Annotated in this window: 28 protein-coding genes and 1 tRNA gene; 21 read left to right on the plus strand and 8 right to left on the minus strand. The window is 58.4% G+C overall.

All coding sequences use genetic code 11. The annotated features are described in order from the left end of the window. Nucleotides 1-43: 43 nt before the first annotated feature. The 7 genes from G3A56_RS08250 to motA all read right to left on the minus strand — a co-directional run bounded on the left by G3A56_RS08250 (nt 44) and on the right by motA (nt 6,797). The gene (locus G3A56_RS08250; RefSeq protein ID WP_082183724.1) at nt 44-1,336 is read right to left on the minus strand and encodes a flagellin N-terminal helical domain-containing protein; all 1,293 of its coding nucleotides are present in this window, start codon (nt 1,334-1,336) and stop codon (nt 44-46) included. Between the two features lie 306 nt (nt 1,337-1,642). Beyond that, nucleotides 1,643-2,080 carry a hypothetical protein gene (locus G3A56_RS08255; RefSeq protein ID WP_003493871.1) on the minus strand — a complete coding sequence of 146 codons (438 nt, stop codon included), beginning with the start codon at nt 2,078-2,080 and terminating at the stop codon, nt 1,643-1,645. A 5-nt stretch (nt 2,081-2,085) separates the two neighbouring features. Beyond that, nucleotides 2,086-3,168: a flagellar biosynthesis protein FlhB gene (gene flhB / locus G3A56_RS08260; RefSeq protein WP_082183722.1), complete on the minus strand. Its 1,083-nt coding sequence runs from the start codon at nt 3,166-3,168 to the stop codon at nt 2,086-2,088. A gap of 125 nt (nt 3,169-3,293) precedes the next feature. Next, nucleotides 3,294-4,337: a flagellar motor switch protein FliG gene (gene fliG / locus G3A56_RS08265; RefSeq protein ID WP_082183721.1), complete on the minus strand. Its 1,044-nt coding sequence runs from the start codon at nt 4,335-4,337 to the stop codon at nt 3,294-3,296. Between the two features lie 27 nt (nt 4,338-4,364). Further along, nucleotides 4,365-4,904 carry a flagellar motor switch protein FliN gene (gene fliN, locus G3A56_RS08270; protein ID WP_035241597.1) on the minus strand — a complete coding sequence of 180 codons (540 nt, stop codon included), beginning with the start codon at nt 4,902-4,904 and terminating at the stop codon, nt 4,365-4,367. A gap of 64 nt (nt 4,905-4,968) precedes the next feature. Beyond that, on the minus strand, nt 4,969-5,928 hold the full coding sequence (locus G3A56_RS08275; protein ID WP_164056244.1) for a FliM/FliN family flagellar motor switch protein: 960 nt from the start codon (nt 5,926-5,928) through the stop codon (nt 4,969-4,971). Continuing rightward, entirely contained in the window at nt 5,925-6,797 is an 873-nt protein-coding gene (motA, locus tag G3A56_RS08280) for a flagellar motor stator protein MotA (protein ID WP_003493861.1), read from the minus strand. The genes G3A56_RS08275 and motA overlap by 4 nt, the downstream gene beginning before the upstream one ends. Nucleotides 6,798-6,982: 185 nt before the next feature. On the opposite strand from motA, the gene G3A56_RS08285 reads away from it, so the two are divergent. The 17 genes from G3A56_RS08285 (at nt 6,983) to G3A56_RS29310 (ending at nt 21,577) form a co-directional block, all read left to right on the plus strand. Further along, the gene (locus tag G3A56_RS08285; RefSeq protein ID WP_137067571.1) at nt 6,983-7,762 is read left to right on the plus strand and encodes a DUF1217 domain-containing protein; all 780 of its coding nucleotides are present in this window, start codon (nt 6,983-6,985) and stop codon (nt 7,760-7,762) included. 1 nt (nt 7,763) lies between these two features. Next, the gene (flgF, locus tag G3A56_RS08290; protein WP_003493857.1) at nt 7,764-8,498 is read left to right on the plus strand and encodes a flagellar basal-body rod protein FlgF; all 735 of its coding nucleotides are present in this window, start codon (nt 7,764-7,766) and stop codon (nt 8,496-8,498) included. An 11-nt stretch (nt 8,499-8,509) separates the two neighbouring features. After that, on the plus strand, nt 8,510-9,916 hold the full coding sequence (fliI, locus tag G3A56_RS08295) for a flagellar protein export ATPase FliI (protein ID WP_003493855.1): 1,407 nt from the start codon (nt 8,510-8,512) through the stop codon (nt 9,914-9,916). A gap of 3 nt (nt 9,917-9,919) precedes the next feature. Continuing rightward, a complete protein-coding gene (locus G3A56_RS08300; protein ID WP_137037110.1) occupies nt 9,920-10,483 on the plus strand; it encodes a hypothetical protein in 564 nt (187 codons plus the stop codon). Between the two features lie 254 nt (nt 10,484-10,737). Next, complete coding sequence (gene flgB, locus G3A56_RS08305) at nt 10,738-11,130, plus strand: flagellar basal body rod protein FlgB (RefSeq protein ID WP_003493850.1); 393 nt, start codon at nt 10,738-10,740, stop codon at nt 11,128-11,130. A 3-nt stretch (nt 11,131-11,133) separates the two neighbouring features. Then, nucleotides 11,134-11,553, plus strand: a complete 420-nt coding sequence (gene flgC, locus G3A56_RS08310; protein ID WP_003493849.1) for a flagellar basal body rod protein FlgC — start codon at nt 11,134-11,136, stop codon at nt 11,551-11,553. Continuing rightward, nucleotides 11,550-11,888, plus strand: coding sequence for a flagellar hook-basal body complex protein FliE (fliE, locus tag G3A56_RS08315; RefSeq protein ID WP_003493846.1), 339 nt, complete (start codon nt 11,550-11,552; stop codon nt 11,886-11,888). Before flgC ends, fliE begins: the two co-directional genes overlap by 4 nt. An 18-nt stretch (nt 11,889-11,906) precedes the next feature. Next, the gene (flgG, locus tag G3A56_RS08320) at nt 11,907-12,695 is read left to right on the plus strand and encodes a flagellar basal-body rod protein FlgG (RefSeq protein WP_003493845.1); all 789 of its coding nucleotides are present in this window, start codon (nt 11,907-11,909) and stop codon (nt 12,693-12,695) included. A gap of 20 nt (nt 12,696-12,715) precedes the next feature. Further along, a complete protein-coding gene (gene flgA / locus G3A56_RS08325) occupies nt 12,716-13,204 on the plus strand; it encodes a flagellar basal body P-ring formation chaperone FlgA (RefSeq protein ID WP_082183720.1) in 489 nt (162 codons plus the stop codon). A gap of 2 nt (nt 13,205-13,206) precedes the next feature. Beyond that, nucleotides 13,207-14,322: a flagellar basal body P-ring protein FlgI gene (locus G3A56_RS08330; protein ID WP_003493841.1), complete on the plus strand. Its 1,116-nt coding sequence runs from the start codon at nt 13,207-13,209 to the stop codon at nt 14,320-14,322. Next, complete coding sequence (locus G3A56_RS08335; RefSeq protein WP_164056245.1) at nt 14,319-14,855, plus strand: MotE family protein; 537 nt, start codon at nt 14,319-14,321, stop codon at nt 14,853-14,855. Before G3A56_RS08330 ends, G3A56_RS08335 begins: the two co-directional genes overlap by 4 nt. Next, the gene (flgH, locus tag G3A56_RS08340; RefSeq protein ID WP_003493837.1) at nt 14,852-15,568 is read left to right on the plus strand and encodes a flagellar basal body L-ring protein FlgH; all 717 of its coding nucleotides are present in this window, start codon (nt 14,852-14,854) and stop codon (nt 15,566-15,568) included. Before G3A56_RS08335 ends, flgH begins: the two co-directional genes overlap by 4 nt. 28 nt (nt 15,569-15,596) lie before the next feature. Further along, the gene (locus G3A56_RS08345; RefSeq protein ID WP_003493835.1) at nt 15,597-16,103 is read left to right on the plus strand and encodes a flagellar basal body-associated FliL family protein; all 507 of its coding nucleotides are present in this window, start codon (nt 15,597-15,599) and stop codon (nt 16,101-16,103) included. Beyond that, nucleotides 16,100-16,837, plus strand: coding sequence for a flagellar type III secretion system pore protein FliP (gene fliP, locus G3A56_RS08350; RefSeq protein ID WP_003493833.1), 738 nt, complete (start codon nt 16,100-16,102; stop codon nt 16,835-16,837). The genes G3A56_RS08345 and fliP overlap by 4 nt, the downstream gene beginning before the upstream one ends. A gap of 372 nt (nt 16,838-17,209) precedes the next feature. Continuing rightward, nucleotides 17,210-18,397 carry a flagellin N-terminal helical domain-containing protein gene (locus G3A56_RS08355; protein WP_003493831.1) on the plus strand — a complete coding sequence of 396 codons (1,188 nt, stop codon included), beginning with the start codon at nt 17,210-17,212 and terminating at the stop codon, nt 18,395-18,397. A 401-nt stretch (nt 18,398-18,798) separates the two neighbouring features. Continuing rightward, on the plus strand, nt 18,799-19,986 hold the full coding sequence (locus G3A56_RS08360) for a flagellin N-terminal helical domain-containing protein (RefSeq protein ID WP_035241591.1): 1,188 nt from the start codon (nt 18,799-18,801) through the stop codon (nt 19,984-19,986). A gap of 259 nt (nt 19,987-20,245) precedes the next feature. Further along, on the plus strand, nt 20,246-21,577 hold the full coding sequence (locus tag G3A56_RS29310) for a flagellin N-terminal helical domain-containing protein (protein WP_003493827.1): 1,332 nt from the start codon (nt 20,246-20,248) through the stop codon (nt 21,575-21,577). Nucleotides 21,578-21,781: 204 nt separating this feature from the next. Here G3A56_RS29310 and G3A56_RS08370 read toward each other — a convergent pair. Further along, nucleotides 21,782-21,856: transfer RNA gene (locus G3A56_RS08370), tRNA-Thr, on the minus strand. 154 nt (nt 21,857-22,010) lie between these two features. On the opposite strand from G3A56_RS08370, the gene G3A56_RS08375 reads away from it, so the two are divergent. The 4 genes from G3A56_RS08375 to hisD all read left to right on the plus strand — a co-directional run bounded on the left by G3A56_RS08375 (nt 22,011) and on the right by hisD (nt 25,660). Next, complete coding sequence (locus G3A56_RS08375; protein ID WP_082183718.1) at nt 22,011-22,277, plus strand: hypothetical protein; 267 nt, start codon at nt 22,011-22,013, stop codon at nt 22,275-22,277. A 102-nt stretch (nt 22,278-22,379) separates the two neighbouring features. Then, a complete protein-coding gene (gene murA, locus G3A56_RS08380; protein ID WP_082183717.1) occupies nt 22,380-23,672 on the plus strand; it encodes a UDP-N-acetylglucosamine 1-carboxyvinyltransferase in 1,293 nt (430 codons plus the stop codon). Between the two features lie 114 nt (nt 23,673-23,786). After that, the gene (locus G3A56_RS08385) at nt 23,787-24,227 is read left to right on the plus strand and encodes a DUF2948 family protein (RefSeq protein ID WP_082183715.1); all 441 of its coding nucleotides are present in this window, start codon (nt 23,787-23,789) and stop codon (nt 24,225-24,227) included. 134 nt (nt 24,228-24,361) lie between these two features. After that, nucleotides 24,362-25,660 (plus strand): histidinol dehydrogenase, encoded by a 1,299-nt coding sequence (gene hisD / locus G3A56_RS08390; protein WP_082183713.1) that lies wholly within the window; start codon nt 24,362-24,364, stop codon nt 25,658-25,660. Nucleotides 25,661-25,662 lie beyond the last annotated feature (2 nt).

Here is a 25,662-nt window from a genome sequence, read left to right on the forward strand (position 1 = left end):
AGCATGCGCCCGATCATCCGCGCGCCCACGCCCACCGAAGCCATTATTTGAAGAGCTGGAGGATGTTTTCCGCATTGGCGTTAGCGATGGAGAGCGCCTGGATGCCCAGCTGCTGCTGCGTCTGCAGCGCTTTCAGCCTGGTGGATTCCTCGTTCATATCCGCGTCGACGAGACGGCCTATGCCCTTGTCGATCACATCCATCAGGCTGGATACGAAGTTTTCCTGCATGTCGATGCGGCTCTGCAGCGATCCGAGGCTGGAAGCCGTGCTGGTCATCGCTTCAAGCTGCTTGTCGACGAAGGACATCATCATGTCGATGGCGTCGGCGTCGGTATAGGTCGTGCCAGCGCCTGCAAACCCGCCCATGGCTGCGGCGACGATATCGAGCTTACCGAGGTCGAGAGTGGAGACGGAAAAACCGAGGGAACGAGCGACTGAAGTCTGACCGCTGCTGGTATCGTAAAACCAGTCATTGCCACCGGTATCACGATAGGCTGGAGCGACGGCCGTTCCACCGCTCGATGGGTCTGTCGCCGTTACTTTGACCCAGGCATTTTCCGCAAGGCGGAGGTAAGTATCGGTTCCATCACTATAGACGTTCGGATCGTTATTTGTATCCGCCGTCGTGGCATTCAGCGCGCCAACTTGCGCATCGGTGAGCTTCGGGACGACATAACCCGTCTCCGTCACCTTCCCGGCAGTCGTCGAACTCTGGGTGACCTCATGCTCCGTCTTGGCGACAAAAACAGCGTTCTTGTCGAGAATCCCGAGCTTTCCGCCACTGAGGTCGAAAAGGACGGTGCTGCCGTCGAGCACATAATCGACCGTCGTGACCCCGACATTGCCCGAGCCCGTACGCGTAAAGGATGCAACGACCTTTTTCGTAATGGGCTCTTCGGCCGGAGGTGTGCCGCCATTGCTGATGCTGGCCTGCAGCCAGTTTTCACCGGAGAAGGAGGCCGATTCGGAGATGCTCTTCAGCTGCTCCTGAAGCTGCTTGATTTCATCCTGGATCTTGCCGCGGTCAGCCCCGACGCCATAGGCGGCGACGAGCTTTGACTTGATCTGCTTGACGACCTCGATCGTGCTTTCAAGCGCGTCGTACGCCGTATCGACCTTCGCGGCCCCCAGGCCCAAAGCATCCTGCACCGCCGAAAGCGCTGCATTGTCGGAGCGCATCGTCGTCGAGATAGACCAGTAGGCAGCATTGTCCGCTGCGGTTTCGACACGGTAGCCGGACGACACGCGCGCCTGCGTGGTTTCCAGACTTTTGTCGATCATACGCAGGGTTTGCAGCGCGGCCATTGCCGCCGCATTGGTCAAAATACTGGTCATGGGTTCCACCCAATTCAAAATGTAAGAAAAAATCCGGCGCTTCGCCGAAAACGAGCAGGGGCATCATGCGCATCGGCAGTGGCTGAAACCGGCCACCGCGACCTGTCGTTCGTTAACAAATCGTTAATTTGATAGGTAACAAACAACAACGCTGATTTGCAAGGCGTTCCTTTGCTTCACAGAACGGTTTTGCATAAACCGGCAGGCTTCAGGCAAGCTCGGGCAAAAAAGTGCCGCAAAGAAGCCGTCGCGCCAGTGATTTTCGCAGGCGTGACGGATAATCGATGACGTGTTTGGTGGGCTGATTCAGGCTGCTTCGCCCTGACGGGTTGGCACGAATCGCGCGGCCCTCAGGCTCTGGCGCAGGAATTCGGTATTTTCATCCGGGTTTTCCGAAGGGTTCTGAAACGAAACATGGTTGATCTCGACCGCCGCATGTTCATTCGCCAGAATGAGGCGCGCATAGATCGTGACGCCCTTCGGCTTGATCTCCAGATCAAGAACGATCTCCGGCGCCCCTTCCCATTCGAGCTTATATTCGCCACCCGCACCGAAATTGATCGTACCGGGATGATAATAAAGTTCCGCGGCAGACGAGACGAGGTCAGCGATGCTGCCATTGCACTCGAATCTGAGCAGCGAAATCAGGTCGGCCGGGTCTAGCAGGCGTAGTTCGGTGGCGATCGGGTTGATCGCCTCTGCGACGATCATTTCCCGCTGTTCAGAATAGGCGGATTTTTTCATTGGTTTTATTGAACCCGTATTTTCGATGACTTCATGGCGTAAACCCGATGAACGAGCTCAGCCACAGCCTTGTAAAAAGCTGGTGGAATCACACTATCGATCGAGACTTGCGCAAACATGGAGCGTGCGAGGGGCGGATCTTCAAAAACGGGGATATTGTTTTCTTCCGCAATCTCGCGGATTTTCAATGCGATAAGGTCCTGGCCCTTGGCGACGACGATGGGCGCGTCGCTTTCTTCCCGGACATATCGCAGCGCCACCGCAAAGTGTGTCGGGTTTGCGATGACAAGCGTCGCGCGCGGCACATTATTGATCATACGGCGGCGGGCGCGATCGCGGGCAATCGAGCGCTGGCGGGATTTGACGACGGGATCGCCCTGCGACTGTTTGTATTCTTCCTTCACCTCATGCTTCGTCATTTTCAGCTGGCTGAACCAGTGATGTCGCGTCCACAAGAGGTCGACTGCGGCAAGCAGCGCGGTCGAAAGCAGGATCACGACCATCATTTTTTTGACGATCTCGACAACCTTGACGAAAATCACCTGCGGATCGGAAAACATCAGGTCGATGAGACCGTAGAAATCGCTGCGCAGGGAGAGGAACATGATCACCGAAACGATCAATATCTTGAACAGCGATTTGCCGAACTCAACGAAACCCTGCTTGCTGTAGATGCGTGTGAACCCCTTCGCCGGCGAGATGCGCGACCATTGCGGACGCACCCTTTCGAGCACCGGTGACGGCAGGTTCTGGAAAAACGACGAGGCAAGGCCGAAGACGATGAACATGATCATGGCCGGCATCAGCAGGTAAGCCATCGACGTGCCGAGAAAATAAAGCAGCGACAGGGCATCCGGCCGGGTGCTGAGGTCCCATTGCTCAGGTTGGCCGAACAGGTCTTTGAGCGTCACGCCGATGCGGCCTGCGCCATCGGGTAGAAAGAAAACCAGGTAACAATAAAAGGCGAGCGACGAGGCAAAGATCGGCACTTCGCGCGAAAAGGGAAGGTTGCCCTTCTCTGCCGCATCACGGAGTTTTTTCTCCGTCGGGTCTTCTGTTTTACTGTCCTTGTCCTGATCGTCTGCCAAGGCACGTTCCCGGAATGAAAAAGGCCCGCCGATCCCGGCAGGCCGTCATCCCGAAACTAACGCCCGCGGCCGACCGTCGCAATGGCCGGCCCTGGCGTAAGGGCGGGTTATCAACCGGCTTCCGCTCAGGCCGCCGCAAATTGTTCGTCTGCGGACACATCCTTTAGCTGGATCTGGCCTGAATTGGCCAGCCGGATGGCTTCCTGCGCCACGGCGCGGCGCGCGATCGCCACTTCGCGGGTGTTGAGCGAGGCCTGCGGTACCGCAAGATCCGATTCGATCATGCGGCGCTGGCGCGGGCTGATGCTGGACAGGACACATTCCTTGATTTCCATCGTGGCGCCGCGCAGGGCCATGGTCAGAACATCCGCCGAAACATCGTTGAGGAGCAGAACGCGGCTGCGCTGCGGCATGAACATAAGGTCGTCGAAGAGGAAGAGCTTCGGCTTGACCTTGTTGGCGGCTTCCTTGCTGAGCGTTTCGAGCGAGCTGAGCAGCGTGTCCACCTGCGGCTTTTCCAGCTCGTTCATCAGATCGGCAACCTTTGTCGAACCGCCCGCATTCCGCTCGGCCTCGATTTCGTTGATGAGGTTGACCACGCGCTTCTCGATGATCTGCGCGGCCGTGGGGCTGACTTCCTTCATGTTCACCGTGCGGTTCATGATGTCTGCACGCTGTTCTTCAGGAATGGTAAGAAGAACCTTGGCACCGAAGGAGGAAGGCAGCATGGAGAGGATATAGGCGATGGTCTGGGGGTGCTCGCGCAGCAGGAACTTGCCGACGAATTCCGGCTCCGCTTCCTGCAGGCGGTCCCAGATCGACGCCTCGTAGGCCTGGAAGGCGGCGCGACGGCCAAGAAGGCTGTCCACCTCTTCCGGTGTCAGGCCTTCTTCGAGAATGCTTTCGATTGCCTTGGCATTGTCCATCAGACCCGTTCCTTCCGTGAACAGGTCTTCGAATTCCGCCACGATCTGGGCGAGTTCGTCTGGGGGAATGACACGCAGGGTCTGGGCCGAGGAAATGATCATCTGCAATTCGTGCTGCGTGAAAAACTTCAGCAGCTTGCCGGCGACGCCCTTGCCCATGGCAAGAAGCACCGCGGCCGCCTTGTCAGTCTGAGACAACGGCTTCCCTGCCAGGGGGTTACCGAAATCCTCAAAGTCCATCATGGTCTTTCCTCTCCGTCCCCACAGGGATCAGGCTTTTCTCGTACTCATTACTTCAATCAATTTTACGCCGAAGCGCGTATCGTCGTCTTCAAGTACTGTTATTTCACCGCGCGCAATACGGCGGCCATTCACCATGATTTCCACCGGCTCGCCGATCTTGCGGTCAAGCGCAATCGTCGCACCTTCTTCAAGGCTCATCAGACCCGAAACCAGCATCCGGCTGGTGCCGAGAACGATCTGGACATCGATCGGGATATCCATGATCAGGTCCATATTGTCGGACAATCCGCTGCCGAGCGGCGCCCTGACGCCCGCGACCTGCGGGGCGGCGGCGAAATCGTCCATCGCAAAATCGGCCGCTCCGCCACCAAAGGCGGAAAGGTCGTTCTCCGCAGAAGCATCGTCCACGCTTCCGAAATCGCCGAAGTCGCCAAAATCGGACAGCGAACCTTCCGCATCCGTCTTGAGGACGCCACGCAGATCGCCGATAGCCTGATCGATGTCGCCGCCATCTTCAAGCGACGGCAGCGCCGCGTCATCGGTCACAGGTGTTTTCTTCGTAGCCATGCGCTGATTATTCCCTTTGAAACTTGCGTCAGCCTGCCCAAAACCCCAAGAGGGCGGGCAGGATTTAACCCATCAAATGTCGCAGAATCTCGTCGTCCGTGCTGACATTGTTCTTCACCCGAACCATGTAGCGGTCGCCGGACTTGCCGAATTCGCAATTATAAAGCTTGGAGCCGTTGGCGCTGACCTCGACGCCGATATCGTCCTGCTTCAGATCCTGAAACGGAATGACATCGCCGGCCACCAATCGGGAGATCGTCCGCAGGGTCAGCGTTTCGAGCTTGATGCGCGCCTCAAGCGTTACCTGCGATCTCTTCACCTGCTGCGAAATCATCTCCATCCATTCCTCCTGCTTCTTCAGCGCCTGGGCCGAAGCCTTGGGAGCGACGATGGAGGTCTTGAGCAGCGGACGCTGCGGCACGATGAGAGAGAATTCCGACGAGACCTTGCCGATATCGATCTTCATGCGGATGGTTACGCCGTAAAGGCCGGCGATCATTTCCTCGAAGGCGCTTTTTCCGTTGGCGTTAAAAGGCGGATCGATTGTCGCCTCAAAGCCGCCCGGTGCGTTGACGCCGGAGCGCAGGACACCGGCGATACGACCGAGAACCATGGCTGCAAGGTCGAGTTCGATATGGGACAGGCTGCGCTCGTCCGGCTCGCCGATCGTTTCGGGGGCCGCGCCGAGCATGCGTTCCATGAGCGCAATGACGAAGCCGTTGCCGACAGTCATCATGAAATTGGGGCACCAGTTGCGCAAGGAACAATCGGCGACCGAGACATTCTGGCCGGCATTGGCGATGAGATCGGTCATCAGCCCCGATTCGGAGCCGATATATTCGACGTCTATCGCGATGCCCGTTTCGCTGTGGAAGATGTCCGGCAGGAATTCGCCGTAGAGATGGCCGATATCCGAACCGATCTTCGCAATCGTCTTGCGGTCGGAAAGCCCTCCCGTGAGTTTCGCGAGCAGGGCGGTGTCGATGGCCGGGGCTTTCTGCGCTGCAGCTTTTGCCATGATCATGCCGCCTTGTTTTCGCCGCCGGGATTCATCATCTCCTGCTCGACGGCATCGATGGACGGCCGCTCATAGTTGGAGATGGTCTTGCGGCCGTATTCAAGCGCGACCTGCGGCACCGAGCCGTTCATGTAGGCAATCAGCGTCTGCTTGACGATGATGTAGAGGCGGTGCTGCTTGGTGCGGACGATCTTCACCTGCGAGGCGAGCGGGTTGCAGATCGAATAGGACAGGATGATACCGAGCATGGTGCCGACCAGGGCCGCGCCGATGAGGCCGCCCAGAACTTCAGGCGATTCGTTGATCTTGCCCATGGCCTTGATGACGCCGAGAACCGCCGCGACGATACCGATGGCGGGGAAGGAATCGCCCATGGTGGTGATCGCGTGATACGGCTTCAGCTTGTCGTTGAGGATGGTTTCGATTTCCTCATCCATCAACGCTTCGATTTCGTGGCTGCGGGCGTTGCCGATGATGATCAGGCGGACGTAGTCGCAGATGAACGACGTCAGCTCCTTGTTCTTCAGGACCGAGGGTGCGCTCTGGAAGATCGAGGATTCCTCGGGATTGTCGATATGCGCTTCGATCTCGTTGCGCGATTTCGTGCGCAGATCGCGCATCAGCGAATAAAGCACGCCGAGCACGTCGAGATAGTTGCGCTCCTTCGGCACCGAGTGCTTGAAGGCCTCGCCGAGCGCCTTGCCCGAATCCTTCACGACCTTCATCGGGTTCGCCATGATGAAACCGCCGAGACCCGCCCCGCCGATGATCACCAGTTCGAACGGCTGCACAAGCACGTCCAGATGGCCGCCCATCGCCATGTAGCCGCCGATGATGCAGCCGAAGGTGATTATAAGTCCAATTACAATATTCATTGATCGACCACGCCCGAACAGTGTTCCATGCCGCCATCTCTAGAAAATGTGGCTTGCGTGAACCTGTCCGCGAGGCCTCTTTCACGCTTCCCCGGCAGCCAGTTTCGCGCAAGCAACCTGCGGCATTATCCCGACAAAGGCGGACGTGCGCCTTGAGATCGGGATCAAACGAGAGCGGCGGTTCAGTGACTTCCACCTACACCAGCTACAGACTGATCAGTCAGGACATCGGCAGGTCGCTTGAGCGCGTGTCGAAGCAGCCCGATGTGGCGCGCGAGACCGAATATTACCGGGCAAAGATCGGCGATGTGAAATCCATCGACGATTTCATGGCCGATACCCGTCTTTACAATTATGCGCTGAAAGCCCACGGCCTCGAGGACATGGCCTATGCGAAAGCCTTCATCCGCAAGGTGCTGACGGAAGGCACGACCGACAAGAACGCTTTCGCCAACAAGCTTTCCGACAGCCGTTATGCGGATTTTGCAAAATCGCTGGATTTTGCAGGGCTTGGCGCGGCGGCGACTTCGGTTGACGCGGCCAAGTCCGGCATCATTACCAAATACACCCGCCAGACGCTTGAACAGGAAGCGGGCGACGACAATAACGGCGTCCGCCTTGCCCTTTATTTCGAACGCAAAGCGCCGACGATCAAATCGGGTCTCGACTTTCTGGCCGATGACGCGCTCGCGCAGGTTTTCCGCACCGCCTACAACCTGCCCGACGAATTTGCCGCAGCGGATGTCGAGAAACAGGCTGCTCTCATCGAAAAAACCATCAAGATCAAGGATCTGCAGGATCCCGAAAAGGTCGGCAAGCTGCTCGAGCGTTTCACCATCATGTGGGAAATGCAAAACCCCTCGACGACCTACGATCCATTGGCCGTTTTCGGCTCCTCCAGCGGCTACGGTATTTCCCCTGATCTGCTGATCTCCATCAACTCCCTGAAACTCGGAGGCAAATGATATGCAATCCGGACTATACGTCGCCCTGTCCTCGCAGATCGCGCTGGAGCGCCGTCTCACCACCATTTCCGACAATATGGCGAATGTGAACACGGTCGGCTTTCGCGGCTCCGAAGTGAAATTCGACGAAATGGTCGCCAAGAACCACAATGACATGAATGCCAAGGTGGCGTTCGTTTCGCAGGGCAACGACTATCTCTCGACCCGTCAGGGCGCCTTCGAACAGACCGGCAATTCCTTCGATTTCGCCATCAAGGGCGATGCCTGGTTCTCGCTGGATACGCCCGATGGCCAGATATTGACACGCGACGGCCGCTTCACCATGCGCCCGGACGGCGCGCTCATCTCTTCGAGCGGTTATCCGGTTCTTGATGCCGGCGGCGGTCCCATCCAGCTCAATGCGAATGGCGGCCCGATCACCGTCGGTCTCGATGGCGCCATTCGCCAGAATGAAAACATCGTCGCCACGCTCGGCATCTTCCAGGCGGATTTCTCGCAGGGGTTCCTGCGTCATCCCAATAGCGGCGTGAAGCCCGTGGCCCAGCCGACACCTGTTGTCAACGACCACGAGGTTGGCGTCGTTCAGGGTTATCTCGAACAATCGAACGTCAACGGCATTTCGCAGATGACGCAGCTTATTCAGGTCAACCGGGCCTTTGAGAGCATTTCGTCGATGATGCGCGAAACCGAATCCACCTTCGGCGAGGGGATCAAGACGCTTGGCGGCGCGCGTTGAGGAACTGAGTAATGAAAATGCCGGAATCCATGCTCTCGGCTGGAGCCATTTCACCGAAGCTCGCCCAGCTGGCGAGCCTCGCCGGTCACTATGCCGATCCGGAATTTTCGGTGGCGCCGGGCGGGCACGTCCGCACCATTGCCGCCGGGCACTACACGGTGTCCGGTCTTTCGCGGCATGTGCGGCTCGGTGAATTCGTCGCCCATCGCAGCGCGACCGGCATCCATCTCGGTGAAGTGGTGCGCGTGGAGCCGGAGATCTGCTATGTCTGCCCCATCGAACCGGGCGAGCCTATCGGTATCCACGACACCGTCATAAGGAAGGGCGCTTTCCGCGTCGCGCCCGACGACAGCTGGTGCGGGCGCACCATCAATGCGCTTGGCGAGCCGATTGATAACCAGGGACCGCTTGCCGCCGGCATCGAGCGCCGTTCGATTTCAAACAATGCGCCGCCGTCGATGACGCGCAAACGGGTGGAAACACCCTTTAAGACCGGCGTGCGCGCAATCGATATCTTCTCGCCTCTGTGCCTCGGGCAGCGTCTCGGCATTTTCGCCGGTTCGGGTGTGGGCAAATCCACGCTGCTGTCGATGCTCGCCAAGGCCGACGCTTTCGACAAGGTGGTGATTGCGCTTGTCGGCGAACGCGGACGTGAAGTGCGCGAATTCATCGAAGATACGATGGGCGACAATATGAGCAAGTCGATCGCGGTCGTTGCGACCAGCGACGAAAGCCCGATGCTGCGCAAGATGGCCCCGCTATCCGCCGTTACCATTGCAGAACATTTTCGCGACCAGGGCGACAACGTCCTTCTCATCATAGACAGCGTGACCCGTTTCGCCCATGCGATCCGTGAAGTGGCGGTCGCTTCTGGCGAGCCGCCGGTGGCGCGCGGTTATCCCGCCTCCGTCTTCACCGAGCTGCCGCGCCTGCTGGAACGGGCGGGACCGGGCGCCGAAGGCACCGGCACCATCACCGCCATCGTCTCCATTCTGGTGGACGGCGACAATCACAACGATCCGATTGCCGATTCGACCCGTGGTATTCTCGACGGCCATATCGTGCTTGACCGCAGCCTTGCGGAAGAAGGCCGCTATCCGCCGATCAATCCTCTGGCCTCGATCTCGCGTCTTGCCAAAAAGGCCTGGACCCCGGATCAGGAAAAGCTGGTCTCGCGCCTCAAAGCGCTGGTGCACCGCTTCGAGGAAACCCGGGATTTGCGGCTGATCGGCGGTTATCGCCCCGGCACCGATCCCGATCTCGACATGGCGATCAAGCAGGTTCCGATCATCTATGAAACGCTGAAACAGCTTCCGAACGAACCGGCGGCGCAGGACGCCTACGCGGATCTGGCAACTGCGCTGCGCGGCGGAGCGCAAAATAATCAGCCGCAGGTAAATCCGAGAATGAGAGGCTGACCCGTGAAGAAGAAACAGATCGACAATGGCGATGTCGGGGACGTACGGCCGCAGCCTCCGTTTTTCACACTCGACCGCATTCTGGCATGGACGGGAATCGGACTTGCCGCCGCCGCCGCCTTCTTTCCCTGGTACGTGTTCTTCAACGAGGACAAGTTCGGAATAAAGGTCGCGAGCGGCGATCGCACGCGCGACCTGCCCCATACCGGCCCGCGTGAAGTCTTCAGCGTTTCGCCGATGGCCATGACCAACCGCAACAAGGAAGACATGCCGCCACCGGCCGAACTGCCGGATATGCTGACGACGGCAACAGTCAGCGGGAACGGCAAGGAAAAACAGAACAATCTCGCCGCCGGGCTTGAAGACCAGCCCTTCCCCGGCCAGACCTCATTCCGTCTGCTGCATGTTTCCAACGGCCGCGCGCTCATCGAGGATGGATCGGGAATGTATGTGGTGCGGGTGGGTTCGACATTGCCGGACAATGCGCGCCTGACGAAGATCGAGCAGCGCGGTGGCCAATGGCTGATAGAGACCTCTTCCGGGAAGACCTATCATCCCGAGAAATAGTCAGATCATTCAGCCTGTATTGCTGTCAGATTTGGCAATGATTTAGCATCCGCACACCGGGCTGGATGCTGGATTTAGTCCGGCATGACGGGGAGGTTTGATATCCCAAGGCGCACCGCATCTGCGGTGTGCCTTTTTCGTTTCCACGACAGCCTTCGAGATCACATTCTCCCCTTCTCCGCATCTTCGCCCTCCCCGCAAGTCTGACGCAAGATTAGCGCCGTAGGTTCGGGCCATACGAGATGGAGAAGTCTATGCAACCGATTCAACTGTTCGATCTGGCATCCCGCCAAGCGGAATGGCTGAGCGTGCGGCAGGAAGTCGTGGCGACCAACATCGCCAACGCCAACACACCGAAGTTCCGCGCCAAGGATGTCAGCCCTTTTGAAGCCGTGATGCAGGCCACCGACCAGCAGGTCGGTATGGCGAAGACCCATCCCGCCCATTTCGGTGCGAGCGCACTCAGCGAAAACATCGCTCTGCGCGACAACCCGGTCAATAACGAGATCGGCATGCAGGAATCCGGCAATTCGGTCGCGCTTGCGGAAGAAATGACCAAGACCGGCGAGATCAAGCGGCAATATGACCTGAACGCCAATCTCGTCAAATCCTTCCATCGCATGATGCTGATGACGGTAAAGAGGTAAGCCATGGATCCCTTGAGTGCGGCCAGCAAGATCGCGGGCAGCGGCCTGGAAGTGCAGTCCACCAGACTGCGCATCGTTTCGGAAAACATTGCCAACGCAAGATCGACGGGCGACACGCCCGGTGCAGACCCCTATCGCCGCAAGACGGTTACCTTCGGCTCGGAGCTCGACCGCGCAAGCGGCGTGGAGCGCGTGACGGTGAAGAAACTCGGCGTCGACCGTGGCGACTTCGTCAACGAATACGACCCCGGCAATCCGGCCGCCGACAGCAACGGCATGGTGAAGATGCCGAACGTCAACATCCTGATCGAAATGGCTGACATGCGCGAAGCCAACCGCAGCTACGACGCCAACCTTCAGGTGATCCGCCAGACACGCGACCTCGTCGCCTCCACAATCGACCTTCTGAAGGCATCGCAATGATCGACGGTATTAAGCAAGTCAGCTCCCTTTCGCTTACCCGCGGCGCAAGCGGCGTCTCTTCGCTGACGGAAAGCCTTTTTGGCGGCCAGCAGCAGACGACACCCGCGCAGCAGACGGGCGCAAGCTTCGCCAGCGTTCTCGGCAACGTATCGATTGACGCGATGAACAATCTGAAGAAGGCGGAAGTCGCTTCCTTCGAGGGCATTCAGGGCAAGGCGAATACGCGTGAAGTGGTCGATGCCATGCTTTCGGCCGAACAATCGCTGCAGACCGCCATCGCGCTCCGCGACAAGATCGTGTCGGCCTATCTCGACATTACCAAGATGCAGATCTAGCCCAGCAGGGATATTGACATGAGAGCTCTTGCCATCGCTGCCACCGGTATGGACGCCCAGCAGACCAATCTGGAAGTCATCGCCAACAACATCGCCAATATCAACACCACCGGCTACAAGCGCGCGCGTGCGGAGTTCACCGATCTGCTCTACCAGACCGAGCGCATGCAGGGCGTGCCGAACCGGGCCAACCAGGCAATCGTGCCGGAAGGCGCCAATATCGGCCTCGGCGTACAGACATCTGCCGTGCGCAACATCCACACTCAGGGCAACCTGATCGAGACCGGCAACAAGCTCGACGTGGCGATCATCGGTCAGGGCTGGTTCCAGATCGAAGCGGCTGACGGTTCGACGCTCTACAGCCGCGCCGGCGCCTTCAACAAGAATGCCGACGGCAATCTGGTGACGGTCGATGGCTACAATGTCATTCCCAACATCAATATCCCGACCGACGCGCAGGACATCACCATCACCCGCACGGGTCAGGTGACGGCTCGTATCGGCAACGCCGCCGATTTCACGGAACTCGGCCAGTTGACCATCGCAAACTTTGCCAACGAGGCCGGCCTGAAGCCGCTCGGCGACAACCTCTTCTCCCAGACGCCGGCTTCCGGCGACGCGGTCATCGGCGTGCCCGACGATCCGAGCTACGGCTACATCAAGCAATCCTACCTTGAAGGCTCGAACGTCGACGCCGTCAAGGAAATCACCGACCTGATCACGGCGCAGCGCGCCTATGAGATGAATTCCAAGGTCATCACCACCGCTGACGAAATGGCTTCGATTGTCAGCAAGAACCTGAAGTAAGAACGGAAAGGCAGGCGAACATGAGGTTTGGCCGGAAACATAACAGCTACAGAACGGCGCTCGTCCGTATGTGCCTGGCGTCTGCCTTTTCAATGGGTGCACTGGCGCCTGCTCTTGCTCAGGCGCCGATGGCGCTCGTTCCCACACGCACCATCTATCCCGGCGAGACGATCACGCCGGAACAAGTGAAGCCGGTGGAAGTGACCAATCCCAACATTTCCTCGGGTTATGCGACCGACATCAGCGAAGTCGAAGGCATGATCTCCAAACAGACATTGCTTCCCGGACGCACCATCCCCGTCGCCGCACTGCGCGAACCCTCGCTGGTGGTACGCGGAACGAGCGTCAAACTCGTCTTCACGATCGGCAACATGACGCTGATGGCTTCGGGAACGCCGATGACCGACGGTTCGCTCGGCGAGGTCGTGCGCGTGCGCAATATCGATTCCGGCGTGATGGTCAGCGGCACTGTCATGAGGGACGGAACCATTCAGGTGATGGCGAAATGAGAATGCTTCGTATCATAGCCGCGGCCATTCTGATTTCGGCCCAGCCGTTCCTTTCCGTCCCCGCAGCCCATGCCGATACGTCCCGCATCAAGGATATCGCATCGCTGCAGGCCGGACGCGACAACCAGCTGATCGGATACGGTCTCGTCGTCGGTTTGCAGGGCACGGGCGACAGCCTGCGATCCTCACCCTTTACCGAACAATCCATGCGCGCGATGTTGCAGAACCTTGGCATCACCACGCAGGGCGGTCAGTCGAACGCCAAGAACATTGCCGCCGTGATGGTGACGGCCAATCTGCCGCCATTCGCAAGCCCCGGCAGCCGCGTCGATGTGACCGTCAGCTCGCTGGGCGACGCCAACTCGCTTCGCGGCGGCACGCTCATCATGACTTCGCTTTCCGGCGCGGACGGCCAGATTTATGCGGTTGCCCAGGGGGCGCTGATCGTCAACGGCTTTTCGGCCCAGGGTGACGCTGCGACACTGACGCAGGGCGTGACAACTTCCGCACGCGTGCCGAACGGCGCGATCATCGAGCGCGAACTGCCCTCCAAGTTCAAGGATTCGGTCAATCTGGTGCTTCAGCTGCGCAATCCCGATTTTTCGACTGCGGTCAGGGTCGCCGACGTCGTCAACGCCTTTGCCCGCGCCCGTTACGGCGATCCGATCGCCGAGCCGCGCGATTCGCAGGAAATCGCGGTGCAGAAACCCCGTACCGTCGATCTGACCCGCCTGATGGCCGAAATCGAGAACCTGACCGTCGAGACGGATACGCCGGCAAAAGTCGTGATCAACGAACGAACGGGCACGATCGTCATCGGTGCGGATGTGCGCATTTCCCGCGTTGCCGTGAGTTACGGAACGCTGACCGTGCAGGTGACCGAATCGCCGCAGGTCATCCAGCCGGCGCCATTCTCGCGCGGCCAGACCGCCGTGCAGCCGCAGACCGATATCATGGCAATGCAGGAAGGCAGCAAGGTCGCCATCGTCGAAGGGCCTGACCTTCGCACGCTGGTTGCCGGTCTCAACAGCATCGGGCTCAAGGCGGATGGCATCATCGCCATTCTGCAAGGCATCAAATCCGCCGGCGCCCTTCAGGCGGAGCTTGTGCTGCAATGATGAAAAGTCTGAAGAAAAACCATTTCTCGAATGGCCTTGCACGCTTCGCAGCGGTGGCATCGCTGCTGTTCCTGCTGCCGGCCGCCGGTGCTGAGAGCCAGCAAAAAGTGGTCTCCGAACTCAGTACGCAGGATGAAATCCAGAAATTCTGTACCAATATCGCCGATGCCGCCCGCGACCAGCGTTATCTGATGCAGAAGCAGGAGCTTGAAAAGCTTCAGTCGGACGTCAACGAGCGCATTGCCGTGCTGGAAGACCGCAAGGCGGAATATGAGGACTGGCTGGCGCGGCGCGAGCATTTCCTCAATCAGGCAAAAAGCAATCTCGTCGACATCTACAAGACGATGAAGGCGGATGCCGCAGCACCCCAGCTTGAAAAGATGCATGTGGAGATTGCCGCCGCCATCATCATGCAGCTGCCGCCGCGCCAATCCGGTCTCATCCTTAGCGAAATGGATGCGCAGAAAGCCGCAACCGTCGCCGGCATCATGTCGCAGGCAACCGACAAAAACACTTCGAAGGATCCTTCATGACCCCGCGTCTTCCGGCCCTCCTCCTGCCGCTCGCCCTGCTTGCCGGCTGCCAGAACAACCAGACCCTGAAGGAAATCGGCAACGCCCCCGCGATGAGCCCGATCGGCAGCGGCCTGCAATTCAGCCAGACGCCGCAGATGGGCATGTATCCCAAGCAGCCGAAACATATGGCCAGCGGCTATTCGCTGTGGAGCGACAGCCAGGGAGCCCTATTCAAGGATTTGCGGGCGCTGAACATCGGCGACATCCTGACCGTTAACATCCAGATCAACGACAAGGCCGATTTCGACAACGAGACCGAGCGCAACCGCACAAATTCCAGCGGACTGAACTGGAAGGCGAAGGCGGAAATCCTCGGCTGGACGCCGGAGGCCGATTCGAACATCAAATACGGCTCCGACACCGACACTCAGGCCAAGGGCAAAACCAAGCGCTCTGAAAAGTTGACGCTCCTGGTGGCCGCCGTGGTGACCGGCATTCTCGAAAACGGCAACCTCATCATTAGCGGTTCCCAGGAAGTGCGCGTAAACCACGAAATCCGCATCCTCAATGTTGGCGGTATCGTCAGACCGCAGGATGTCGATGCGCAGAACATCATCTCCTACGAGCGCATCGCCGAGGCGCGCATCTCCTATGGCGGCCGCGGCCGTCTGACGGAAGTGCAGCAGCCCCCGGTCGGTCAGCAGGTCGTCGACCTGTTCTCGCCGCTCTGACGCCGGCATGCGGGAGCGGGACTGACCCATGGAAAACGAACAGGCTGACAGCAAAAAGAAGTCCTCGTCGCTGGTGATGACGATCGCTGGCGTCGCTATCCTCACGCTGCTCGGCGCGGGTGGCGGCTGGTTCGTGGGCGGCATGGTCGCCCCGAAGATCGCCGGTGCCGAGACGGCCGCAAAAGCATCGGAAGCCGCCGGTGAAAAGGGTGGCAAGGGCGGTGAGGGCATCGAGAAAATCTCGGCCGAAGCGAACGGCATCGTCCAGCTCGACCCCATCACCACCAACCTCGCTTACCCCGCGACGAACTGGGTGCGACTGGAAGTGGCGCTGATGTTCAAGGGGCCGGTCGAGGTGGGTCTGGCGGAAGATATCCACCAGGACATCATGGCCTATGTCCGCACCGTTTCCCTGCAGCAGCTGGAAGGGCCACGCGGCTTTCAATATCTTAAGGATGACATTCAGGAACGAGTTGACCTGCGCTCTCAAGGGCGCGTATCCAAGGTCATGTTCCGGACCTTTGTCATCGAATGATTCGATTTCTTGTTACCATCGCTGTCCTCCTTGCTTTGCCGGGCCTTGCCAATGCCCAGCAATTTCCGTCCGATCTGTTCAATACGCAGATAGACGGGTCCGTCGCGGCATGGATCATTCGCACCTTCGGCCTTCTGACGGTTCTCTCCGTCGCGCCGGGTATCCTGATCATGGTCACGAGCTTTCCGCGCTTCGTGATCGCATTTTCGATCCTGCGCTCCGGCATGGGACTTGCGTCGACCCCGTCCAACATGATCCTTCTGTCGATGGCGATGTTCATGACCTTCTACGTCATGTCGCCCACCTTCGACAAAGCGTGGACGGACGGCGTGCAGCCGCTTCTGCAAAACCAGATCAACGAGCAGCAGGCCGTCGAGCGCATCGCCGAACCCTTCCGCACCTTCATGAACGCCAATACGCGTGACAAGGATCTGAAGCTCTTCGTCGATATCGCCCGCGAGCGCGGACAGGAAGTGATGACCAACAATGTCGTCGACTACCGCGTGCTGGTTCCTGCCTTCATGCTGTCGGAAATCCGGCGCGGTTTCGAGATCGGTTTCCTGATCATCCTGCCGTTCCTGGTCATCGATCTGATCGTCGCCACCATTACCATGGCGATGGGCATGATGATGCTGCCGCCCACCTCGATTTCCCTGCCGTTCAAGATCCTGTTCTTCGTGCTGATCGACGGCTGGAACCTGCTTGTCGGCAGCCTCGTCAGATCTTTCAACTGACGGCATTTGTGCCGGCCTGATACCGCTTAACCCAGCTCTTTTACCCCGCGTGCCCATGGCCGCGGGGTTTTTGCGTTTTAACGCTTTAGTTACCAGTTTTTCTGACAAATTGGTAACTATATTTCTCAATAAAAAGCTTACCATTTAAATATACTCAAAAGTAACCATAGATATTTTCGAGTATTTCTTAGTGATCAAATTAATAAATGCGCAATTCTTCGCTGCGACATTCTCTCCACACGCAGCGGGTTTGGTTTCCGAAACTAGTTATTTCTGAACCGAGTGGCATGAAGCCGAAACGTTGTGACCGGTAATACGAAGCCCGGTATGTCCCCACTCCAGTATCTCGTAAAAACAAGGGACACATCTACTATGGCAAGCATTCTCACCAACATTAACGCAATGTCCGCTCTTCAGACTCTGCGCTCGATCTCCTCCAGCATGGAAGATACGCAGAGCCGCATTTCGACGGGCCAGCGCGTAAGCTCTGCCTCCGACAACGCCGCTTACTGGTCGATTGCGACCACCATGCGTTCGGACAATGCCGCTTTGTCTTCCGTCCAGGACGCGATGGGTCTCGGCGCTGCAAAGGTCGACACCGCCTCTTCCGGTCTTGAATCCTCGATCAACGTCATCAAGGAAATCAAGAACAAGCTCATCACCGCGCAGGAATCGACGGCTGACAAGTCCAAGATCCAGGAAGAAATCACGCAGCTTCAGGATCAGCTGAAGTCCATCACCGACTCGGCTTCCTTCTCCGGTGAAAACTGGCTCAAGGGTGTTATCGGCAAAGCCGCCGCAACCGCCGGCGACCTCGCAACCGGCGTTACCATCAACAAGCAGATCGTCGGTTCCTTTACCCGCAACTCTGAAGGCAACGTCAAGGTTCAGTCCATCGACGTCGCTCTGGACGGTTCCAACGTTCTCGTCGATATCAGTGGCAACAAGCAGGGTATCCTTGACTCGAACGCCCTTCGGGCGGACGTCGCAAAGTGGACCGACGACAAGTTCTACACTGCAACGACGACGCTGGCTAACACCTTCTCCGAAGGCGCAAATGGCGTCTGGAGCGACGGTACGGACTTCTACAAGCAGGTCGGCGAAAACAAGTGGCTCCAGACAACTGATGCCACCGGCGCGACGCTTGGCGGCACTCCTGCCGAACAGACGACGATCGCAACTGTCTATGCTGCCAACACGTCGGTTCTCAATCTGGACATCACCAAGCTCGATACCATGAAGACCGCATTCGGCCTGGGTGCAACAGCAACCAGCGAAGACGTTCTCGACCAGCTGATCTCGCATGTTGATGGCCAGCTGGAAGCAGCGACAAGCGCAGCCGCAAAGCTGGGCGCCGTATCTTCGCGACTGGATATGCAGCAGAACTTCGTTTCCAAGCTGTCTGACTCGCTCGAAAGCGGTATCGGCCGCCTCGTCGACGCCGACATGAACGAAGAATCCACCAAGCTGAAGGCCCTGCAGACGCAGCAGCAGCTGGCAATCCAGTCGCTCTCGATCGCAAACAGCGACTCGCAGAACATCCTGTCGCTCTTCCGTTAAGAGACGCCATCTCATAGCCCTTTGGGGCTGGGGGATCCAATATCGAGACCAAGTGCGCGGGGGCTGACCGGGCATCTGGTACGATAGGAAAAAATGGTTGGAGGCTGAGCCAACCATACAGACAAAGGCCGCATCTTTTAAAAAAGGATGCGGCCTTATCTGTTTTTTAATGTCTTTTCGATACGCGCGCGCACGCGCAAAGGTTGAGAAATTAAATCAAAAGATGTGCGTTTTTACTTTCACCTTAGGGCTTCATTAACCAAAACGGGATTAGCTAAAGCCATCGAAACGGTGAGCTAACCTTTAAAAATCAGCCGGTTAGCAGGCATGATGCTGTGCGCCGTTCCCGGTGAGACCGGAATGTCCCTTCTTTAATCAGCCATTCAAGGGGCAAATTAATCATGACTAGCATTCTTACCAACATCGCGGCTATGTCTGCTCTCCAGACACTGCGTTCCATCGGCCAGAACATGGAATCCACTCAGGACCGTGTTTCGTCCGGCCTCCGCGTTGGCCAGGCTTCCGACAACGCCGCTTACTGGTCGATTGCGACCACCATGCGTTCGGACAACGGCGCTCTTTCCGCAGTTCAGGACGCTCTCGGCCTCGGCGCCGCCAAGGTTGACACCGCTTATGCCGGTCTTGAATCTTCGATCGACGTCGTCAAGGAAATCAAGAATAAACTGGTCGCTTCGCGTGAAGCAGGCGTAGACCGCGCCAAGATCCAGGAAGAAATCACGCAGCTTCAGGATCAGCTGAAGTCCATCACCGACTCGGCTTCCTTCTCCGGTGAAAACTGGCTCAAGGGTGTTATCGGCAAAGCCGCCGCAACCGCCGGCGACCTCGCAACCGGCGTTTCTGTCAACAAGCAGATCGTCGGTTCCTTTACCCGCAGCTCTGACGGCAACGTCAAGGTTCAGTCCATCGACGTCGCTCTGGACGGCTCCAACGTTCTCGTCGATGTCAGTGGCAACAAGCAGGGTATCCTTGACTCGAACGCCCTTCGGGCAGACGTCGCAAAGTGGACCGACGGCAAGTTCTACACTGCAACGACGACGCTGGCTAACACCTTCTCCGAAGGCGCAAATGGCATCTGGAGCGACGGTACGGACTTCTACAAGCAGGTCGGCGAAAACAAGTGGCTCCAGACAACTGATGCCACCGGCGCGACGCTTGGCGGCACTCCTGCCGAACAGACGACAATCGCAACTGTCTACGCTGCCAACACGTCGGTTCTCGATCTGGACATCACCAAGCTCGACACCATGAAGACCGCATTCGGCCTGGGTGCAACAGCAACCAGCGAAGACGTTCTCGACCAGCTGATCTCGCATGTTGACGGCCAGCTGGAAGCAGCGACAAGTGCTGCCGCTGGACTGGGTGCCGTATCCTCCCGCCTCAAGTTGCAGGAAAACTTCGTTTCCAAGCTGTCCGACTCGATCGACAGCGGTATCGGCCGCCTCGTCGACGCCGAGATGAACGAAGAATCCACCAAGCTGAAGGCCCTGCAGACGCAGCAGCAGCTGGCGATCCAGTCGCTCTCGATTGCAAACAGCGACTCGCAGAACATTCTGTCGCTCTTCCGCTAATCGGAAAAGACCATTCGGAATTGAAAAGCCGCGCTCTAAGCGCGGCTTTTTTCGTTATCGTTAAGAAAAATTATCGTTCCTTAATTTCTTCCGCCGTTGATTTAGGCTTTGTTAACCATTTGCGACCTAAAACCTAGTCATCGAAACGATTGGTTAACCAAGACGAAAAAGAGGTTAACAGGCATCAAGCCGCGCGATCGTTCCCGGTGACAATCCGGAATGTCCCTTTTCATTTCAGCCAATCAAGGGGCAAATAATTATGACCAGCATTTTGACAAACGTCGCGGCGATGTCCGCCCTGCAGACCCTTCGCGCCATTGGCAGCAGCATGGAAGAAACGCAGTCGCGTGTTTCCTCCGGCCTGCGCGTCAAGACGGCCTCCGACAACGCCGCCTATTGGTCCATCGCGACCACCATGCGCTCTGACAATGGTGCGCTTTCCGCCGTTCAGGACGCTCTCGGCCTTGGCGCTGCCAAGGTCGATACTGCCTATTCCGCCATGGAAACCACGGTCGATGTCGTCAAGGAAATCAGCAAGAAGCTGGTTGCGGCGCGTGAAGCAGGCGTCGACAAGGCGAAGATCCAGGAAGAAATCACCCAGCTTCAGGATCAGCTGAAGAGTATCGGCGAATCAGCCTCCTTTTCCGGTGAAAACTGGCTTAAAGGCAAAATCAGCGATGCCGCAGGTAACCTGACGCCGATCACCAAACAGGTCGTCGGTTCCTTTATCCGCGATGGTGCGGGCAATGTGGCAGTCAAGACAATCGATGTTCAGGTCGACAACAAGACCGCGCTTTTCGACACCACGACCGGTACGACAAAGAACGGCATTCTCGACAGTGCCGCTTATTACTCCGACACGGGCGTTCTGAGACAGTTCGCAATCACCACAACAACTGCTGGTGTATCCACAACCACATTGCTGACTGCAAAAGTATTCACAGAGGCTCAGTTCCTCGCCTTCCCATCAGCTACGACAACCACGGTTTCGGCTGCGGATGCGGCAACCGGTCTTGTGACCGTCGCCGATGCGACAGCGGCACAAAATAACGGCACCTACTTCAAGATCGGTGAAAACGCCGCCGGCGAAGCCTTGTATGTTAAGGCGAATAATGCTGCGCCCGCTACCGGCACCACCGTAACAGCAATCGGAGTGGGCGGTTCGTCGAACAATAATATCTACCTCGAAACCGCTGCTGCCGATTCGCAGATGGCCCAGAAGCTCAATTATTCGCTGATCGACCTCGATATCACCAAACATCTCAGCGGCTTGACGGATGCCAACGGTCAGCCACTGACCGACAATGACGGTCTCGACAACATGATCCAGTTCGTCAATACGCAACTGGAATCGGTCATCAGCGCCAGCGCCGATTTCGGCTCCATCAAGATGCGTCTCGACCTGCAGGAAGATTTCGTTTCGAAGCTGACTGACTCCATCGACAAGGGCATTGGTCGCCTCGTTGATGCGGACATGAACGAAGAATCCACCAGACTCAAGGCTCTCCAGACACAGCAGCAGCTGGCAATCCAGTCGCTCTCCATCGCCAATACCAGCTCCGAAAATATCCTGTCGCTATTCCGTCAGTAAGCGGCGCCCGTTGGCTACGGGCGGTTTCGTCCCGCTCTGGCAGCAACAGAATATTCGGATACGGAAACCGCGCTTCGCAAGAGGCGCGGTTTTCCCGTTTGCCGAGACCTCTCGGAGCGCCCAAGAGAGCAAGAAAAGATTGCGTACAGGCTGAGGCGTGCGCCTTGTGTACCGGCATAAATTTTTGATTTTACTGGGATAAAATGGTGCTGCTAGAGAGATTTGAACTCTCGGCCTCTCCCTTACCAAGGGAGTGCTCTACCCCTGAGCTATAGCAGCATCCGGTGCCGAAGCGTTTGCTTCAGCATCAAGCGTGGCGGCCTATTGCCATAGGTTTTTGACGAGCGCAAGTCGCAAAACGATATTCTTGATCAAGCGGGGCAAAAAAGCGTGCCCCTGTTGAAAAAGGTATTTTTCGGATATTGCTGAATTTATGAACGAACATCATGACAAACAGGCAAAGGCAGCGGTTTCCGCGGATGCTTCCGCAGAGCCATCCGCCTTTGCGGCAAACGGCAACGCGCAAGCTGGTCCCGGCGAGAAGGCGCGCCAGCGCGAGGCGGAGCGCAAGGCGCGGGCGGCAAAGAAGCTGCGTGAAAACCTTCAGAAGCGCAAACAGCAGGTTCGTGCGCGCCGCGCCGGCGATGCGGATGAAACGATTGGCCTGCCTGCCGCAAAAACGGACGAATCATCCTCATAGAGAATTCACGAGCATAAAATTGAAACGCCGCGGAAACTCGTCTAAGGACGCGCCTTTCCGCAAGGCAGATAAAGAAAGGCGGGCGCAGGCCCGTAGGGACGCATGGATCGCATCAGAATTACGGGTGGCAACAAGCTCAACGGCATCATTCCCATCTCCGGCGCGAAAAACGCCGCCTTGCCGTTGATGATCGCATCGCTTCTGACCAGCGATACGCTGACGCTTGAAAACGTGCCGCATCTGGCTGATGTGGAGCAGCTCATCCGTATTCTCGGCAATCACGGCGTCGATATCTCCGTCAATGGCCGCCGCGAAAGCCAGGGCGAGGCCTATTCCCGCACCGTGCACTTCACGTGCCGCACCATTGTCGACACCACCGCCCCTTACGAGCTGGTTTCCAAGATGCGCGCCAGCTTCTGGGTCATCGGCCCGCTTCTGGCCCGTGAGGGCCGCGCCCGCGTTTCCCTGCCTGGCGGCTGCGCCATCGGCACGCGCCCGGTCGACCTGTTCATCGAGGGTCTTGAGGCGCTGGGTGCGACGATGGAGATCGACGGCGGCTACATCAACGCCACGGCTCCTAAGGGCGGCCTGATCGGCGCTGTCTACACATTCCCGAAAGTCTCCGTCGGCGCGACGCATGTGATGCTGATGGCCGCAAGCCTTGCCAGAGGCACCACCGTCATCCATAACGCCGCCCGCGAACCTGAAGTGGTCGATCTGGCGCAGTGCCTGACTGCCATGGGCGCGAAGATCGAGGGTGCCGGCACCTCCACCATCACCATTGAAGGCGTCACCTCGCTCTCCGGCGCACGCCACCGGGTTCTGCCTGACCGTATCGAGACCGGCACCTATGCCATGGCCGTTGCCATGGCCGGTGGCGACGTGGTGCTGGAAGGCACGCGCGCCTCGCTGCTCGACAATGCGCTCGACACGCTGCGGCTTGCGGGTGTTGGCATCAGCGACACGGAAACCGGCCTGCGCGTCGTGCGCAACGGCAACGGCATTCAGCCGGTCGATATCGTCACCGAACCTTTCCCCGGCTTCCCAACCGATCTGCAGGCGCAGTTCATGGCGCTGATGACCCGGTCGCAGGGTGTCTCGCATATCACCGAGACCATCTTCGAAAACCGCTTCATGCATGTGCAGGAACTGGCCCGTCTCGGCGCGAAAATTTCGCTCTCCGGACAGATGGCCCGCATCGAGGGTGTTTCCCGCCTGAAGGGTGCGCCCGTCATGGCGACGGATCTGCGCGCCTCGGTGTCGCTGGTGATTGCTGGTCTGGTGGCGGAAGGCGAGACCATGGTGTCGCGCGTCTACCACCTCGATCGCGGCTTCGAACGTCTTGAAGAAAAGCTCACCCGCTGCGGTGCGCTGGTTGAACGCGTCAGCGATTGATCCTTTCATCGCCGCTCATCCGTTTCTACCCGTTGCAGAGCGGCCCGCGACTGCCTATTTCAATAGCAAGAAATAGACATTGCGGGCCGTGGCCCGCGGAAAAGGAAAGAAACGATGAGCGGCCTGAAATTGCTCGCGCTGGATAATGAAGATCTCTCCGTCATTTCAACGCATATGCAGGACAGCGTCTTCAAGCTGAAGGATGTCTCCTTCGAGCCGAAGCACGGCCAATTTTCGCTGTCCGCCAACCGCTTCGTCTGGGAAAGCACCGAGAAAAAGAACCTGCCGCCGGAGCGCTGCCGCAGCGTGGTTTTCCTGAAGCGGGTCTCCGCCGTTCGCTCGCATGGCATCAACCGCGACGACAAGGAACAGGTGCTTTCGCTTCTCGCCATCCGCTTCGTGCAGAATGGCGAAGGGCCGGATGGCGCTGTCGAACTGACGCTTTCGGGCGGCGGCGCAATCGCGCTCGACGTGGAATGCATCGAGGCCCAGCTGACCGATGTGAGCGGTGCCTGGGAAACGGCCGCCAAACCGCATCATCCCGATAGCGAATAAGCGCTCCACGCCACTGCAACGGTTGCCTTTCGTAACCGTTTCGATCTATGCCACATACCAGAGCCGCAATATTGCTGCGGTAAGTTCGTGCACCTCGCGGGGATTACCCGCGGGGACAATGAAAGGGTAATGGCGTGGCAATCTGGCTGGAGCGGGCATCGGCTGATTTCGAACAGAAATTCGCTGCCTTCCTGACAACCAAGAGAGAAGTTTCCGAAGACGTCAACGCGACCGTTCGCGACATCATCAACGATGTCCGCCACCGCGGCGATGCGGCCCTTGCCCATTATTCCCTGAAATTCGACGGCATCGATTTTTCCAAGGTCTCGATGCGGGTAACAGTGGATGAGATCGATGCGGCCTTTGCCGCCGTCGACAAGAGTGTGATCGAGGCCCTCGAACTCGCAGCCCGGCGTATCGAAAAACACCATGCACGGCAGATGCCGAAGGACGACATCTACGAGGACGATATCGGCGTGGGCCTCGGCTCGCGCTGGACCGCCATTGAAGCCGTTGGCCTTTATGTGCCGGGCGGCACCGCCAGCTATCCAAGCTCGGTGCTGATGAATGCCGTACCGGCCAAGGTTGCCGGTGTGGAACGCATCGTCATGGTCGTGCCGGCCAATGGCGGCGCGGTCAATCCGGCGGTGCTGGCTGCGGCGCGTATTGCGGGCGTAGAGGAAATCTATCGCATCGGCGGGGCGCAGGCTGTCGCAGCTCTTGCCTATGGCACGGAAAGCATCGCGCCGGTCGCGAAGATCGTCGGTCCAGGTAACGCCTATGTGGCGGCCGCCAAGCGCCAGGTCTTCGGTACTGTGGGTATCGACATGATCGCCGGCCCCTCCGAAGTGCTCGTCATTGCCGACAGTGACAATGATCCGGACTGGCTGGCAGCTGATCTTCTCGCCCAGGCGGAGCACGATCGCGGCGCGCAATCCATCCTGATCACCGACAATGCCGAACTCGGCAAGGCGGTTGAGGCTGCTGTCGAGCTGCAGCTGAAGCGTCTGTCACGTTCCGAGACGGCGGCGGCAAGCTGGGCCGATTTCGGCGCGATCATTCTGGTCGACAAGCTCACCGATGCCATTCCGCTGGCCAACCGCATCGCCGCCGAGCACCTGGAACTTGCCGTCGACGATCCGGATGCGCTGATGACCCACATCCGCAATGCGGGCGCGATCTTCGTCGGACGCCATACGCCTGAGGTTATCGGCGACTATGTCGGCGGCTCCAACCACGTTCTGCCGACGGCACGCTCGGCACGCTTCTCCTCCGGCCTTTCGGTGCTGGATTTCGTCAAGCGCACCTCGATCCTGCGCCTCGGTCCGGAGCAGCTGCGGCAGCTTGCGCCGGCAGCGATCACCCTTGCGCGCTCGGAAGGGCTGGACGCGCATGCGCGGTCCGTCTCCATTCGCCTCAACCCGGAAAGTTAAGA

The sequence above is a fragment of the Rhizobium oryzihabitans genome, assembly GCF_010669145.1.
In the GTDB taxonomy this organism is placed as follows: Bacteria; Pseudomonadota; Alphaproteobacteria; order Rhizobiales; family Rhizobiaceae; genus Agrobacterium; species Agrobacterium oryzihabitans.

Bases quoted from the DNA above. Each gene is read 5' to 3' on its own strand.
- G3A56_RS08250 (WP_082183724.1), bottom strand. From the start codon at position 1,336: ATGACCAGTATTTTGACCAATGCGGCGGCAATGGCCGCGCTGCAAACC.
- G3A56_RS08255 (WP_003493871.1), bottom strand. From the start codon at position 2,080: ATGAAAAAATCCGCCTATTCTGAACAGCGGGAAATGATCGTCGCAGAG.
- fliG (WP_082183721.1), bottom strand. From the start codon at position 4,337: ATGATGGACTTTGAGGATTTCGGTAACCCCCTGGCAGGGAAGCCGTTG.
- fliN (WP_035241597.1), bottom strand. From the start codon at position 4,904: ATGGCTACGAAGAAAACACCTGTGACCGATGACGCGGCGCTGCCGTCG.
- G3A56_RS08275 (WP_164056244.1), bottom strand. From the start codon at position 5,928: ATGATCATGGCAAAAGCTGCAGCGCAGAAAGCCCCGGCCATCGACACC.
- motA (WP_003493861.1), bottom strand. From the start codon at position 6,797: ATGAATATTGTAATTGGACTTATAATCACCTTCGGCTGCATCATCGGC.
- flgF (WP_003493857.1), top strand. From the start codon at position 7,764: ATGCAATCCGGACTATACGTCGCCCTGTCCTCGCAGATCGCGCTGGAG.
- fliI (WP_003493855.1), top strand. From the start codon at position 8,510: ATGAAAATGCCGGAATCCATGCTCTCGGCTGGAGCCATTTCACCGAAG.
- flgB (WP_003493850.1), top strand. From the start codon at position 10,738: ATGCAACCGATTCAACTGTTCGATCTGGCATCCCGCCAAGCGGAATGG.
- flgC (WP_003493849.1), top strand. From the start codon at position 11,134: ATGGATCCCTTGAGTGCGGCCAGCAAGATCGCGGGCAGCGGCCTGGAA.
- fliE (WP_003493846.1), top strand. From the start codon at position 11,550: ATGATCGACGGTATTAAGCAAGTCAGCTCCCTTTCGCTTACCCGCGGC.
- flgG (WP_003493845.1), top strand. From the start codon at position 11,907: ATGAGAGCTCTTGCCATCGCTGCCACCGGTATGGACGCCCAGCAGACC.
- flgA (WP_082183720.1), top strand. From the start codon at position 12,716: ATGAGGTTTGGCCGGAAACATAACAGCTACAGAACGGCGCTCGTCCGT.
- G3A56_RS08330 (WP_003493841.1), top strand. From the start codon at position 13,207: ATGCTTCGTATCATAGCCGCGGCCATTCTGATTTCGGCCCAGCCGTTC.
- G3A56_RS08335 (WP_164056245.1), top strand. From the start codon at position 14,319: ATGATGAAAAGTCTGAAGAAAAACCATTTCTCGAATGGCCTTGCACGC.
- flgH (WP_003493837.1), top strand. From the start codon at position 14,852: ATGACCCCGCGTCTTCCGGCCCTCCTCCTGCCGCTCGCCCTGCTTGCC.
- G3A56_RS08345 (WP_003493835.1), top strand. From the start codon at position 15,597: ATGGAAAACGAACAGGCTGACAGCAAAAAGAAGTCCTCGTCGCTGGTG.
- fliP (WP_003493833.1), top strand. From the start codon at position 16,100: ATGATTCGATTTCTTGTTACCATCGCTGTCCTCCTTGCTTTGCCGGGC.
- G3A56_RS08355 (WP_003493831.1), top strand. From the start codon at position 17,210: ATGGCAAGCATTCTCACCAACATTAACGCAATGTCCGCTCTTCAGACT.
- G3A56_RS08360 (WP_035241591.1), top strand. From the start codon at position 18,799: ATGACTAGCATTCTTACCAACATCGCGGCTATGTCTGCTCTCCAGACA.
- G3A56_RS29310 (WP_003493827.1), top strand. From the start codon at position 20,246: ATGACCAGCATTTTGACAAACGTCGCGGCGATGTCCGCCCTGCAGACC.
- G3A56_RS08375 (WP_082183718.1), top strand. From the start codon at position 22,011: ATGAACGAACATCATGACAAACAGGCAAAGGCAGCGGTTTCCGCGGAT.
- murA (WP_082183717.1), top strand. From the start codon at position 22,380: ATGGATCGCATCAGAATTACGGGTGGCAACAAGCTCAACGGCATCATT.
- G3A56_RS08385 (WP_082183715.1), top strand. From the start codon at position 23,787: ATGAGCGGCCTGAAATTGCTCGCGCTGGATAATGAAGATCTCTCCGTC.